The sequence below is a fragment of the Bacillus ectoiniformans genome, assembly GCF_016908875.1.
Lineage (GTDB): Bacteria > Bacillota > Bacilli > Bacillales > Domibacillaceae > Bacillus_BX > Bacillus_BX ectoiniformans.
In genome coordinates this window covers 79,229-92,926 of sequence record NZ_JAFBES010000008.1, presented here as the reverse complement: position 1 = coordinate 92,926, position 13,698 = coordinate 79,229, and the positions used below count along the sequence as shown (strand labels likewise).

The 13,698-nt window shown below is 39.4% G+C and carries 10 protein-coding genes and 1 CRISPR repeat array (1 of these 11 running past the window's edge); of the genes, 9 read left to right on the top strand and 1 reads right to left on the bottom strand.

The window, feature by feature from the left end:
• Positions 1–26: 26 nt before the first annotated feature.
• From JOC78_RS11915 to JOC78_RS11890, 6 genes are all read left to right on the top strand, one after another.
• On the top strand, positions 27–1,043 hold the full coding sequence (locus tag JOC78_RS11915) for a TAXI family TRAP transporter solute-binding subunit (protein ID WP_204556172.1): 1,017 nt from the start codon (positions 27–29) through the stop codon (positions 1,041–1,043).
• 15 nt (positions 1,044–1,058) lie between these two features.
• Positions 1,059–3,035 (top strand): TRAP transporter permease, encoded by a 1,977-nt coding sequence (locus tag JOC78_RS11910; protein WP_204556171.1) that lies wholly within the window; start codon positions 1,059–1,061, stop codon positions 3,033–3,035.
• The gene (locus JOC78_RS11905) at positions 3,001–3,240 is read left to right on the top strand and encodes a hypothetical protein (protein WP_204556265.1); all 240 of its coding nucleotides are present in this window, start codon (positions 3,001–3,003) and stop codon (positions 3,238–3,240) included. The genes JOC78_RS11910 and JOC78_RS11905 overlap by 35 nt, the downstream gene beginning before the upstream one ends.
• A gap of 358 nt (positions 3,241–3,598) precedes the next feature.
• Entirely contained in the window at positions 3,599–4,045 is a 447-nt protein-coding gene (locus JOC78_RS11900) for a MarR family winged helix-turn-helix transcriptional regulator (protein ID WP_204556170.1), read from the top strand.
• 16 nt (positions 4,046–4,061) lie between these two features.
• Positions 4,062–4,700 (top strand): nitroreductase family protein, encoded by a 639-nt coding sequence (locus tag JOC78_RS11895; RefSeq protein ID WP_204556169.1) that lies wholly within the window; start codon positions 4,062–4,064, stop codon positions 4,698–4,700.
• Between the two features lie 29 nt (positions 4,701–4,729).
• On the top strand, positions 4,730–5,026 hold the full coding sequence (locus JOC78_RS11890) for a putative quinol monooxygenase (RefSeq protein WP_204556168.1): 297 nt from the start codon (positions 4,730–4,732) through the stop codon (positions 5,024–5,026).
• A 90-nt stretch (positions 5,027–5,116) separates the two neighbouring features.
• Here JOC78_RS11890 and JOC78_RS11885 read toward each other — a convergent pair whose 3' ends face one another.
• Positions 5,117–5,683, bottom strand: coding sequence for a hypothetical protein (locus JOC78_RS11885; RefSeq protein WP_204556167.1), 567 nt, complete (start codon positions 5,681–5,683; stop codon positions 5,117–5,119).
• A gap of 335 nt (positions 5,684–6,018) precedes the next feature.
• On the opposite strand from JOC78_RS11885, the gene cas9 reads away from it, so the two are divergent.
• The 3 genes from cas9 (at position 6,019) to cas2 (ending at position 10,560) form a co-directional block, all read left to right on the top strand.
• The gene (cas9, locus tag JOC78_RS11880; RefSeq protein WP_204556166.1) at positions 6,019–9,258 is read left to right on the top strand and encodes a type II CRISPR RNA-guided endonuclease Cas9; all 3,240 of its coding nucleotides are present in this window, start codon (positions 6,019–6,021) and stop codon (positions 9,256–9,258) included.
• A 95-nt stretch (positions 9,259–9,353) separates the two neighbouring features.
• Positions 9,354–10,247 (top strand): type II CRISPR-associated endonuclease Cas1, encoded by an 894-nt coding sequence (gene cas1 / locus JOC78_RS11875; RefSeq protein ID WP_204556162.1) that lies wholly within the window; start codon positions 9,354–9,356, stop codon positions 10,245–10,247.
• The gene (cas2, locus tag JOC78_RS11870; RefSeq protein WP_239587136.1) at positions 10,240–10,560 is read left to right on the top strand and encodes a CRISPR-associated endonuclease Cas2; all 321 of its coding nucleotides are present in this window, start codon (positions 10,240–10,242) and stop codon (positions 10,558–10,560) included. Before cas1 ends, cas2 begins: the two co-directional genes overlap by 8 nt.
• A gap of 207 nt (positions 10,561–10,767) precedes the next feature.
• A CRISPR array of direct repeats spans positions 10,768–13,698; the repeat unit is 36 nt; unit sequence ATCATAATACAGCAATGGCTTTGATGGAACTATGAC (it continues 271 nt past the right edge of the window).

Below are 13,698 nucleotides of genomic sequence, written 5' to 3'. Positions count from 1 at the left end.
ATTTGGAAAGGTTGAGGTGAGAGGAAATGAGGAAATTCATCAATTGGACTATTCTTTTAAGCCTGTGTTTACTGCTTGCAGCATGTGGAAACTCAGCTTCTGAAAGTGGAAATGAAAGCGGTGCCAAGGCTTCGGAAAAGGGGCCCATGGCCGATAAGCCAGTAACGATTTTAACCGGAGGAACATCTGGGATCTACTTTCAGCTGGGCAATGCTATGGCGAAAGTATATGGTGAAAAGCTCGGCGCACAAACAAGCGCACAAACAACTGGTGCTTCTGCGGAAAACTCTGCAAAAATTTCGCGAGGAAAAGCGGAAATTGGCTTTGCGATGGCTGATACGGTAGCGGATGCTTACAGCGGAGAAGGGAATTTTGTTAAATCAGGAGCCTTGTCGAATTTAAGAGCAGTAGCGTCTCTTTACCCTAACTACATGCAAATTGTCGCTCCGAAATCAGCGGGTGTACGTACATTAGAAGATTTAAAAGGAAAAGATTTAGCCGTCGGGGCACTTGGCAGCGGAACAGAAATAATGGCCAGACGCATATTAGAAGAAGCCGGCTTGACGTATGACGACGTAGATGCTGATTTCCTCTCTTTCTCTGAAGGGATCGAGGGAATTAAAAACGGCACGACAGATGTAGCGTTTCTTTCTTCTGGATATCCGAACTCAGGAATCATGGAATTAGCAGCTTCGGATGAAGTAGAAATTATTCCGGTACCACAAGAACTGACTGAGAAACTTCAAAAAAAATATCCTGCCTTCGAAGTTGGAAGCATTCCTGCTGACACATATAAAGGCGTGAAGACAGACAGAGAAACAGTTATGGTTAATAACCTATTAATTACAAATAAAGATTTGCCGGAAGAGGACATTTACATTCTTACGAAAACACTATTTGAAAACCAGAAGGACTTAGAGAATGCTCATAGTTCTGCTAAGAAAATTAAGCTAGAAGAAGCGGCGAAAAAACTGCCTCTTCCACTCCATCCAGGTGCAGAGAAATACTATAAAGAAAAGGGCGTACTAGACCAGAATAAATAAAGAGGGGGTATCTACATGACAAAGAGGCTAAAAGAAAATCCAGAAGCAACAGTTGAACAAGAAGAAGTTCTGCAAAAGTATGACAGTGAATCTAGATTCCGCAAGATCGATCAAGGTTTTTGGCGCTGGGCCATCTTCGTATTAAGTATTGGCCTTGCCGGTTATCATTTGTACACGGCCTATTTTGGTCCGCTGGATGCGCTCCGGCACCGGTCGCTGCATGTCGCTGTGATCGCTGCGCTAGTGTTTATTCTTTACCCTGCTTTTTATAAAAAGAAATCAAATAATGTGTCGATCATGGATATGCTGTGGATGCTTGCGGCCCTTTCGACAGGCGGCTATATGATCTTTGATTATCAAGGGATCGCCGAGAGAATGTCGATTTATATGCCGAATAAAGTAGACATTGCCTTTGGTTTGCTCACTATTTTGGTTGTGATTGAAGGGGGACGGCGGATTGTAGGAAATGCGCTTACGATTCTGACGGTGCTATTCCTTGTCTATGCGTTCTTCGGACACTCTTTTCCAGATCTATTAAAGCACTCAGGAAAAGATGTGGAAGACATTGTTACCTATATGTATTTATCAACGGAAGGAATTTATGGAATCGCTATTTCCGTTTCTGCTTCTTATATTATCCTATTTATTTTATTCGGGGCATTTTTAAACAAGTCAGGAATGGGAAAATTCTTTACGGATATTTCATTAAGTGTAGCCGGTCATACATCAGGAGGACCTGCTAAAGTAGCGGTTGTGTCGAGTGGATTGCTTGGGTCAATTAACGGAAGTGCACTTGCGAATGTCGTAACCACTGGGGCTTTCACCATTCCATTAATGAAGCGCGTTGGTTATAAACCAGCATTCGCAGGCGCGGTCGAAGCGACGGCATCTGTCGGAGGCCAGATTATTCCTCCTGTGATGGGGGCAACGGCATTCATTATGGCAGAGACTCTAGGAATGCAATACAGCCAGATTGCGCTAGCGGCGATCCTTCCTGCGTTTTTATACTATTTAGGCATTATTTTAATCATTCATTTCCGAGCGAAGAAACTTGGCTTAAGCGGAATGTCGAGAGAAGAATTGCCAAATCTATGGGAAGTGTTTAAAAAAGGCGGTCATCTTTTAATTCCGATTGTCGTGCTCATTGGCTTGTTAATGGCTGGAAAAACACCATTATATGCAGCGTTTTATGCGATTGTTCTCTCGGTAGTGGTGAGCTGGTTCAATAAAGAAACGCGAATGGGTGTGAAAGACATCCTGCAGGCGATGGAAGATGGTGTTCGTTCAGCACTTGGGGTAGCTATGTCATGTGCGATGGTCGGCTTGATTGTAGGGGTCAGCACGCTGACAGGTCTTGGGCCAAAACTGACTCAGTCCATTCTCGTATTAGGTCAGGGCGAAATGCTTTTAACTCTGTTCTTCACGATGGTGGCTTGTATCGTAATGGGGATGGGGCTTCCATCGATTCCGACTTATATCATTACGGCTACGATGGCCGCTCCAGCCTTGCTTGAATTAGGCGTAGCACCATTTGTTACTCATATGTTTGTTTTCTACTTTGGTATTTTAGCGAATGTCACTCCGCCGGTTGCTCTAGCGGCCTTTGCAGGAGCAGGTATAGCAGGGGCTGATCCGAACAAAACCGGATTTGAAGCGTTGCGGCTTGCTTTGTCAGGGTTTATCATTCCTTACATTTTTGTCTTCTCGCCGGTTCTGCTGATGCAGGACATTTCAAATCCTTTAGAAGTTGTCTGGGTGACAATTACTGCAGTCATCGGTATTTTCGGCTTGAGTGTGGCGCTTGAAAGATATTTTATTACGAGTCTTCCGACGCCGCTCGCTGCTCTTTGTCTGGCAGGATCGGTTACTCTTATCGTTCCTGGAGTTTGGACAGACGTGATTGGCTTAGGCATCTTGGCGCTTATTCTTGGCCAGCAGGTTTTGACACGATCAAAGAATGAACAACCGATGCCTAGTTCACGGCAAGCCTGACCGGAGCATCGGCCTGTCTAAAGAGCGTTATCTAAAAAGGCAGATGTGTACTCGGATTCTAGCTATGGATAAAACACCCAATATGGCCGGAAAAGGATGCGACTTGCATTCTCTTCCGGCCGTATCTATTTTTAACGGCGGATTATTTCTATTAGGTGTTCGATCAAGCGTAAAAGGGAATGAACGCAATCCAATGATTTGTTAAAAGTGGCCTGTTTTTTGTTTTGGTTTCATTCTGCCGGGTATTAAATGATTGCAGCAATAAAACAGAAGGAAGGATAGCGAGAGTGGCTATCATTGATAGCAAGCGAAGGCGGGGCTGCTATTTACTATTATTTTTATTGTCTGCAAACTTTGTTTTGTCATCTTATTAGATCGTATTTATATATCAGGAAACAGGCTTAAGAGAACTTAGGTCTGTTTTTTTTCGTTTGCTTTTCATATTGTTTGACCTATCAACTAAAAAAAGATAGACTGTACATCTACTTCGTAAATAAGAAGTGAGTTCATGTTGATGGGCAAATTAGAGATAAATTCCTACTTTATAATTGAGGGGTCAATTAATGAAAGAGGTGAAAGAAATAGATTGTTCAAAACAAGGGGAAATTATCAATCAGCTAAATGAAATTTATAAATGGATGAGTCCAAAGTTTGAGCGCTGCACAGGAATTAGCCAAACTCGGTTAGAACTTCTTCATTTTCTCTATGAAGTGGACGAAATCAGTCAAACAGAACTGCAGAAAAAAATGAAGATTGATGGAGCGGCCGTAACTAGGCACTTAAAGCAGCTCGAAGAAAAGGAAATGGTCGCACGCCGGAAGAATCCAGACGATCAGCGATTTACTTTTGTTCGACTCACCAAACAAGGAAGAGACAGGCTCAACGCTTTTCGATTAGAAAAAGAACAATTTATACAAAAAGTATTTAATGGTTTTTCCGATCACGAATTAATCCAGTTTTCTGAACAGCTGAGAAGAGTGCAAAAAAATGTAAAATCTATTCAGGAATAAAAAGGAGAGATACATCATGAAAAACACATCAGGTTTACCGAGCTACCAAGAGGTTGTTAAAAGTCGCCGTTCCATCCGTCAATATGATCCAAACGTAAAGATTTCAGAAGAAGAAATGAAGGAGATTTTACAAGAAGCGACGTTAGCCCCTTCTTCAGTGAACCTTCAGCCTTGGCGCTTTTTAGTGATTGACAGTGAAGAGGGCAAGGAGACGTTAAAAGAGCTAGCTAAGTTTAACGGTGTGCAAGTGGAGACCTCTTCCGCAGTAATTGCTGTATTTGTAGATATGAAGAGCTTGGATACAATAGAAGAAATTTATGGGATGGCGGTGGAACAAGGGAAGATGCCTGCTGAGGTGAAAGACCGTCAAGTTCCTGCAATTAAAGGGCTGCTGAGTGGAATTCCAGCAGAAGAAATGAAGGCTTTAAATTTCATTGATGCGGGACTTGTTTCCATGCAAATTATGCTTTCTGCTCAAGCGCGCGGATATGCGACCAACCCTATTGGTGGATTCGAGAAAGAAAAAATAGCAGAGGCCTATGGATTAGACAAAGAACGATTGATTCCTGTTATGCTGATTTCGATTGGAAAAGCAGCGGAAGAAGGATATGAGTCTGTCCGATTCCCAATTGATGACATCACGACATGGAAGTAAGATCAACTTAATGAAAAGAGGATGAAAGCATGATTATTACCCTTGCCCATTTAGATATTCAACCGACGCAAGAACTAGCGTTTTTAGAGGAGATTCGGTCGCTCATAGAGGCTTCTCAAAACGAACAAGGGAATCACTCCTATACACTAAAAAAAGATATAGACAAAGATCATCATTACACGATGATTGAAATATGGGAAGACATGGACGCTGTAGGCCGTCATAACGCCAGTGCTCATTTTAAAGCTTTTGCAGCGAAAGCTCCCACCTTTCTCGCAGCACCGCTGTCTGTTCAGCTATTTGAAGGCAGTGAAGTAAAGATTTGAATATGAGAATTTGCTTGCTGATGCGCTGCTGTAATAGGGCATGAGCTAAAACAGAATGAAGATTTAAAAATGAAAAGCTGGACTCTTCGATTAGCGGGAGTCCAGCTTTTCTTCTTCACTTGCCTTTCCTTGCCGAGGCCAGATAAATTGGCTGATGGAAATAAAGAAATCAAGCACAAGGATGATCGACCAAATCTTCAGTACGCCGCTTAGTGCTTCTGTGCGGGAAGCATCGTTAATGAAGTAAACCATGCCGCCTAAAAGAGAAGCGCCGATTAAAAAAGCGATGCAATGCCGAACCCAGCCCTTAAAATAATGGCGCGCATCCTCAAGTCCATAGCGCTTAACGGGTTTCGGGCCATCTTTTTTGATATAGTAGCGAAACCGCTCATCCGCCCACTCGATCATGCTTTTGCCAAAGGCAATCGAAATGCCGATGTAGACAGCGGCAACCCCGTGAGCTATTGTGGCAGTGGCCCCGTTGTACAGATCTATTCCTGTAATGGTTAATAAAATCAAATCAATGACTGGCGTTAAAGCTAAAAGAACGAGTCCGGTTTTCGGTAAATGAAGAATATATCTTGCTGTTAACCCCAGCACAATCACGACCCAAAAGGCAATTTCACATGCAACAATCATCCAGGCTATAAAGTTCATTGGCTCACTCCTTACTAACACAATTGTATGATAAAAGGGAGATTCTAGCATAGTAGTTTAATAAAAATATGATGTAGAATTAAATTAAATAGAAAATATCTAAAATGATATTGACAACTAATAACAATAATTGGTATATTAGCACTATCATAGTACAGCAATGGCGTTGATGTTTCTATGATAAAGGCACTAGTTGCCTGTGGCGTTGGGGATCGCCTGCCCATTACGATGGGCTTCTCCCCACCTATACATACATTAGAGGTCTTAGCTATCTGCAGAAGCTAGGACCTTTTTTTAATATATCGCTTCAAATATTATACAAAGGTGGGATTATAATGGATTTGGATTATCGGATTGGTTTAGACATAGGTACAAATTCTGTTGGCTGGAGTGTCATTCAATTAGGGATTAATGAACAAAACAAACGATATGAGAAGCAAGGTATTATCGATTTAGGTATACGTATGTTTGACAAAGCGGAAATACCTAAAACAGGAGCGTCGTTAGCAGAACCTCGTCGTTTAGCGCGTTCTAGCAGAAGAAGGCTGCGGAGGAAGAGTCAACGCAAGAGAGGTATTCGAGATCTGCTAGTTAGAAATCAGATAATTGAAGAAGCGGAGTTAAAGTCGTTGTATCCACTTAAACAAGGGTCAGTAGATATTTGGGATATTCGAGTTGAGGCGCTAGATCGCAAGTTAAGCAGGGTGGAGTGGACCAGATTATTAATTCATTTAGCTCAGCGTCGGGGCTTTAAATCGAATCGAAAGTCTGAACGAAAAGATAAAGAAGTTGGACAATTATTATCAGTCATTGAAGAAAATCAAACACGTCTTAGTTCCTATCGAACAGTTGGAGAGATGTGGATGAAGGATGAAAAGTTTGCGAGTCTTGATAAGAGAAGAAATTCGCCGAATGAATATATTTATAATGTCAGTCGAGCGGATCTTGAAAAAGAAATTCGTATTATTTTTGAGAATCAGAGACAATTCGGTTCAGCACTAGCACCTGCACAATTGGAAGAAGATTATTTAGCTGTTTGGAACTTTCAGCTGCCTTTCGCATCGGGAACAGATATTCTTGAGAAAGTAGGTTATTGTTCTTTAGAACCCTCTGAGCGTAGGGCTCCTAAAGCAACCTATACATTCCAATACTTTATTGTTTTAGATAAGTTGAATAATATTCGACTAGGCTCAGATTACCGGCCATTATCAGAGGAAGAACGAACGATTTTATTAGAAAAAATGTTTGATAGAACGGACTTTGTAAATAAAAAAACAATACCTAAGCCAATTAAGTATAAAGATCTTCGCAAGTGGCTTACTTTAGATGAGATGACAAAATTCAAAGGTTTAAACTATGATCCTGAAACGCCTCTATCAAAAGTGGAGGATAAAGACTTTGTTAATTTACAGGCGTACTATGAATTAAAAAAAGTTGCCTTTCTTCATACATTAACTAGCGGGGAATTGTATGAGGATATTGATTTCGATACATTTGGTTATGCTTTAACAGTGTATAAAAATGATAAAGACATTCGAGCCTACTTAAGCAAACCTACTAATATAGCGAAGAGGGTTTATAGTGAGGAATTAATAGAAGAATTATTAGGCTATTCCTATTCAAAGTTTGGACATCTATCCTTTAAGGCTATGAAAAATTTATTTCCTGTCATGGCAAGTGGACGTACATTTAAAGACTCAGCAGATGACCTTCAGTATGATACTACTGGTTTAACAAAAACTGAACGTCACATTTTGCTTCCGGTGATTCCGGATGAACTGACTAATCCAATTGTAAAACGAGCACTATCGCAAACGCGTAAAGTGGTAAATGCAATTATTAAAAAGTATGGATCACCTGTTTCTGTTCATATTGAGCTTGCTCGAGAATTGTCGAAAAACCATGAAGAAAGAAAAAAAGTAATAAAAGAACAAGAGGCGAATCTGCAGAAGAACAAAGGTGCTATAGCTGTTTTACTGGAAAACAATATATTGCACCCTACAGGTTATGACATCGTTCGCTACAAGCTTTGGAAAGAGCAAAATGAGAGGTGTGCTTATTCGTTACGTCATATACCTGCAAGTGTGTTTTTCGCAGAGCTGCGCCGAGAACGTAACAGTGCTCCTGTGTTAGATGTTGATCATATTTTACCGTACAGTCAAAGCTTTATGGATAGTTATATGAATAAGGTGTTGGTTTATAGTGACGAGAACCGAAAGAAAGGCAATCGGATTCCTTTTGATTATTTAAATGAAGAGGGCATGGATCGATGGAACCAATTTGAAGAATATGTATTGATGAACAAGCAGTTTCCGAAGAATAAAAAGGAATACTTAGTTAAAAAGGAGTATCATTCAAGGGAAAGTGATATTGTTAAAGAACGTCATTTAAATGATACCCGTTATGCAACGAAGTTTTTTAAAAACTTTGTGGAAAGAACTTTAATCTTTAAAGAAACGAAAATTCCGATGAAAAAAATAGTGCAAACCGTTAATGGTAGAATTACTGCACATTTGCGCAGCCGCTGGGGACTTGAAAAAGTAAGGAAAGATAGTTATTTGCACCATGCTTTAGATGCTGTAGTTGTTGCATGTACGGATCAGTATATGGTGACTAGAGTGACGGAATATTACCAGCAAAAAGAGCGGCCTACTCAAAATAAATTATATTTTCCAATGCCTTGGGAAGGATTTAGAGAGGACTTACTGACGAAGCTTTCAGTTGAACCAATTCCAAAGGTTATAAAGGAAGCCATTGAGTATAAGCTTCCTTTACCTGACTATACAATGGTTTCACGTATGCCTAAACGATCTGTTTCAGGGGCTGCGCATAAGGAAACAATTATGGCCAGAGGTGGAGTTGATGAGAAGTCGGGTAAAACACTTATTGTTAAACGAGTGGCGTTAAAGGATATTAAATTCGATAAAAACGGCGATTTTGATATGGTCGGTAAAGAAAGTGACTTAGCTACGTATGAAGCAATTAAAAATAGGTATTTGGCTAATGATAAAAATGTGAATGCAGCATTCACTGAGCCACTTTATAAACCAAGCTATTCAGGCAACGGGAATCAAATAAAAAGGGTAAAAGTCTATTCAGATAAAAAATCTTTTGTGCGGGAAGTTAATGGCGGTGTTGCACAAAATGGAGATCTTGTTCGGATCGATATTTTTAAGAAAGAGGAAAAATATCATATGATCCCTATTTATGTTTTAGATACAAGCTTACCGGAATTGCCTAATAAATTAGTGACTTCAGGCAAAGGGTATGATAAATGGAGAGAGTTAGATAATACGTATTGTTTTCAGTTTAGCTTATATCCGTATGATTTGGTTCGTGTGGTAAAAGGAGAACATGATGAGTTTTTATACTTATCTACGATTGATATAAGTGGAGATATCCTTGAATTTAGACATATTAATAGACCGTCAAAATCTAAAGATCATAGGTTTAGTTTGAAAACTATTGACTGCATTGAAAAATATGAAGTTGGGATTCTTGGCAATGTAACTTTAGTTAAAAACGAAAAAAGACGTTCTTTTCAAATTTCTAAAAATGAAACTATAAAATTATAGAAATACAGCGAGTGAAATTAATTTCGCTCGCTGTATTTTTTTGGCTTGAAGTGGAAAGAATGATAGACAAGTAGTTATTAAGGGAGGCGATAATAATGGCTTGGCGTCATATTATGATTACCAACAATGCAAAGTTATCCATGAAAAATTCACAGTTAGTTATTCATCAGGATGAAACGATTACTATACCACTGCAAGACATTGCATCGATTTTAATAGAAGCGAAAGGAGTGAGCATTACAGCTGCACTTTTAAGTAGGTTGGCAGAAGATAGAATTGCGTTATTTACTTGCGATCAGAAATTAGTACCTAACGGAATTTGGACAAGCTTTCATCAGCATTCAAGACAGCTGTCGGTTTTAAATATGCAATTATCTTTATCCAAACCATTTAAAAAGAGAATTTGGCAACAAATTGTACAAAAGAAAATTTTAAATCAATCCGCTTGTCTTGAGTACTTAGATCGTGAGGGAGCTGAAGAACTAAGGCATATTGCCAAGACCGTAGAATCAGGCGACAACTCTAATAGAGAAGCGTATGCAGCGAAGCAATATTTTGGTTATTTATTTAAACAGTCTTTTACGCGGCGTTCGGATGACCCAATTAATCGACTTTTAAATTATGGATATGCAATCATGCGTGGAGCGGTTGCTCGCTCTTTAACAAATTACGGTTTTCATCCTTGCCTTGGTGTATATCACGACAATCAATTAAATTCGTTTAATTTAGCTGATGATTTTATGGAAGTGTTAAGACCGATTGTTGATTTCAATGTAGCACTTCGTCAAGATGAAGAGTGGAGTGTTAGTACACGCGCAGAATTGGTGAATTTGTTGAACATGGATGTCTCTATACAAGGTGAGAAGTACGCTGTAACCACTGCTGTTGAAAATATGGTGAAAAGCTATGTCGCTTGCTGCCGCCAGCAAGACCCTGCCTATTTTAAATTGCCGGATTTGCTCCCATTAAGGGTGCATCAGTATGAGTAATTATATGAGAATCTTATTATTTTTTGATTTGCCGGTGAAGACCAAAAAACAACGGCGGGATTACACAAGGTTTAGAGTATATTTGCTTAATGAAGGGTTTGATATGATGCAGTTCTCAGTCTATTGCCGATTATGCAATGGACATGAATCGATGGAAAGACAGCTTGAGAAAGTAAAACGACATCTTCCTCCGAGAGGCCAGGTGCGTGCACTGCCAGTAACGGAGAAACAATACGAGCGGATGAGGTTGTTATTAGGAGAGCGTATGGCGAACGAAGAGAAAGTGACCATTAATCAACTTAGTTTGTTTTAAGTAAATGTATAATAATAGCTAAAAAAGTCAACAGTAATAAGTTTGCATTGAATAAAAAGGGATGAAATTGAGCATAATAATGGTAACAGGCAAATATGGAATTTTTAAAAAAAGGACTCTAAATTAATTAAAGACAGATATTTTCTTTGGAAAAATCAAACCCAAAAAGCCTGTATCTATTGATATAACAGGCTTTTTGGGTTACGTATCATAATACAGCAATGGCTTTGATGGAACTATGACCTGGATCAAATTGTGAAATTTTATTTATTTATCATAATACAGCAATGGCTTTGATGGAACTATGACACAAACGCAGAAATAAGTATATATTATTTCATCATAATACAGCAATGGCTTTGATGGAACTATGACAGGGTATAATGGAAGTATTTCCGGAGCACCATCATAATACAGCAATGGCTTTGATGGAACTATGACTATAGACAACGCTTGCTGAACAGATAGTAAATCATAATACAGCAATGGCTTTGATGGAACTATGACCATCGACCGCCTGCAATCCGGGCAAATCACATCATAATACAGCAATGGCTTTGATGGAACTATGACCGGTGCTGGTCTCATTGTTGCTGGCTCTTGATCATAATACAGCAATGGCTTTGATGGAACTATGACAGAATCTCTCACTTTATCAAGATCAACTAAATCATAATACAGCAATGGCTTTGATGGAACTATGACACAGTCAGGTAAGCCTTACCGCAATGTAAAATCATAATACAGCAATGGCTTTGATGGAACTATGACTCTTATATGCAAAAGCACCATTTTGTGTATATCATAATACAGCAATGGCTTTGATGGAACTATGACCTATTTCACCTTCCAATGTTTTATATAATTATCATAATACAGCAATGGCTTTGATGGAACTATGACCCATACTTGAAACAGATTCCATAGAACGTATCATAATACAGCAATGGCTTTGATGGAACTATGACTTAGATTATCCTAATTACAATGAAGATGATATCATAATACAGCAATGGCTTTGATGGAACTATGACCAAGTGTCGGGTGTAGTCCGTTAAGTTTGCATCATAATACAGCAATGGCTTTGATGGAACTATGACTGGGGAGAGGGTTACAACAAGGAAACGCACATCATAATACAGCAATGGCTTTGATGGAACTATGACTCTCTTGCTTGTTCGATTATCCATTGACTAATCATAATACAGCAATGGCTTTGATGGAACTATGACCCGACCGATTAAGCTGTTCCAGTGTTGCATATCATAATACAGCAATGGCTTTGATGGAACTATGACGTGACCATGTACGGATTGAAATTGGATTTATCATAATACAGCAATGGCTTTGATGGAACTATGACAGATTATTGGAAGGAAGTCAATTCTGTTAAATCATAATACAGCAATGGCTTTGATGGAACTATGACTCAGTAGGCAGACGGCTAATAAATACGTAAATCATAATACAGCAATGGCTTTGATGGAACTATGACGCCTCCACCGCCGACTTCAAACACAGGCGGATCATAATACAGCAATGGCTTTGATGGAACTATGACCAGCACTCTCATGCACTCGTTAAATCCTTGATCATAATACAGCAATGGCTTTGATGGAACTATGACTCCGCTTTTGCATCAAGAGCCGCAATCCCAATCATAATACAGCAATGGCTTTGATGGAACTATGACAAAACATTCGTGTTTGACGTGTGGCAGGGAATCATAATACAGCAATGGCTTTGATGGAACTATGACCGAGAAAGTAATGATTACTTTAAATGGTGAATCATAATACAGCAATGGCTTTGATGGAACTATGACTTGGACTTTAGAAAATGATTCTATTGGAGTATCATAATACAGCAATGGCTTTGATGGAACTATGACTTAACTGCTCTACTGCGTGTTTTTCGATATATCATAATACAGCAATGGCTTTGATGGAACTATGACTGCAGTCGAAAGACATTAAACGCCAGTACGATCATAATACAGCAATGGCTTTGATGGAACTATGACTCAAAATTTCCTCTATGCTTTCTATTGTATATCATAATACAGCAATGGCTTTGATGGAACTATGACTTCTAAATATATCGATACTCTTGCACGTATATCATAATACAGCAATGGCTTTGATGGAACTATGACGACTCCTGAGCCTGTTCCTCCACCAGTAGAATCATAATACAGCAATGGCTTTGATGGAACTATGACCAGCGGCAGCGGATATTTAGCCGAATTGACATCATAATACAGCAATGGCTTTGATGGAACTATGACTGAGTGGTCATACGAGAAAACTTGATCGAAATCATAATACAGCAATGGCTTTGATGGAACTATGACCCGGTAATGTCGGTGTAGCTACTGGAAATCATCATAATACAGCAATGGCTTTGATGGAACTATGACCTAGTGTATGAGGGAAAGGCCAGTTTACGGATCATAATACAGCAATGGCTTTGATGGAACTATGACAAGGAACATCATCTTCGTACTCATTTTTTGATCATAATACAGCAATGGCTTTGATGGAACTATGACTTGTCTCAAGACTTCCAGTTCGCGATAATTATCATAATACAGCAATGGCTTTGATGGAACTATGACCACTTTACCAAGAATGGCGAGTGGTATTAAATCATAATACAGCAATGGCTTTGATGGAACTATGACCGGGGAAGGTGTAGGCACTGGCGAGGGTGCATCATAATACAGCAATGGCTTTGATGGAACTATGACCTCTTACGGACAGGGCAATACGACATGATCATCATAATACAGCAATGGCTTTGATGGAACTATGACTACAGTGGACATTTCATGATCACCTTCACAATCATAATACAGCAATGGCTTTGATGGAACTATGACTCACAATGGGAGTGGAATTGTTCAAGGTGAATCATAATACAGCAATGGCTTTGATGGAACTATGACTTATTTGTTAGCTCCCTTTAAATTAAATTGATCATAATACAGCAATGGCTTTGATGGAACTATGACTGATGAAAAGTGGGTAGTTGCATATTGGCAATCATAATACAGCAATGGCTTTGATGGAACTATGACCTGTGCAGGAATTACTAGGACATAGCAGTCATCATAATACAGCAATGGCTTTGATGGAA

Excerpts from the sequence above, each read along its gene's own strand:
- JOC78_RS11915 (WP_204556172.1), top strand. The coding sequence starts at position 27 with ATGAGGAAATTCATCAATTGGACTATTCTTTTAAGCCTGTGTTTACTG.
- JOC78_RS11910 (WP_204556171.1), top strand. The coding sequence starts at position 1,059 with ATGACAAAGAGGCTAAAAGAAAATCCAGAAGCAACAGTTGAACAAGAA.
- JOC78_RS11905 (WP_204556265.1), top strand. The coding sequence starts at position 3,001 with ATGAACAACCGATGCCTAGTTCACGGCAAGCCTGACCGGAGCATCGGC.
- JOC78_RS11900 (WP_204556170.1), top strand. The coding sequence starts at position 3,599 with ATGAAAGAGGTGAAAGAAATAGATTGTTCAAAACAAGGGGAAATTATC.
- JOC78_RS11895 (WP_204556169.1), top strand. The coding sequence starts at position 4,062 with ATGAAAAACACATCAGGTTTACCGAGCTACCAAGAGGTTGTTAAAAGT.
- JOC78_RS11890 (WP_204556168.1), top strand. The coding sequence starts at position 4,730 with ATGATTATTACCCTTGCCCATTTAGATATTCAACCGACGCAAGAACTA.
- JOC78_RS11885 (WP_204556167.1), bottom strand. The coding sequence starts at position 5,683 with ATGAACTTTATAGCCTGGATGATTGTTGCATGTGAAATTGCCTTTTGG.
- cas9 (WP_204556166.1), top strand. The coding sequence starts at position 6,019 with ATGGATTTGGATTATCGGATTGGTTTAGACATAGGTACAAATTCTGTT.
- cas1 (WP_204556162.1), top strand. The coding sequence starts at position 9,354 with ATGGCTTGGCGTCATATTATGATTACCAACAATGCAAAGTTATCCATG.
- cas2 (WP_239587136.1), top strand. The coding sequence starts at position 10,240 with ATGAGTAATTATATGAGAATCTTATTATTTTTTGATTTGCCGGTGAAG.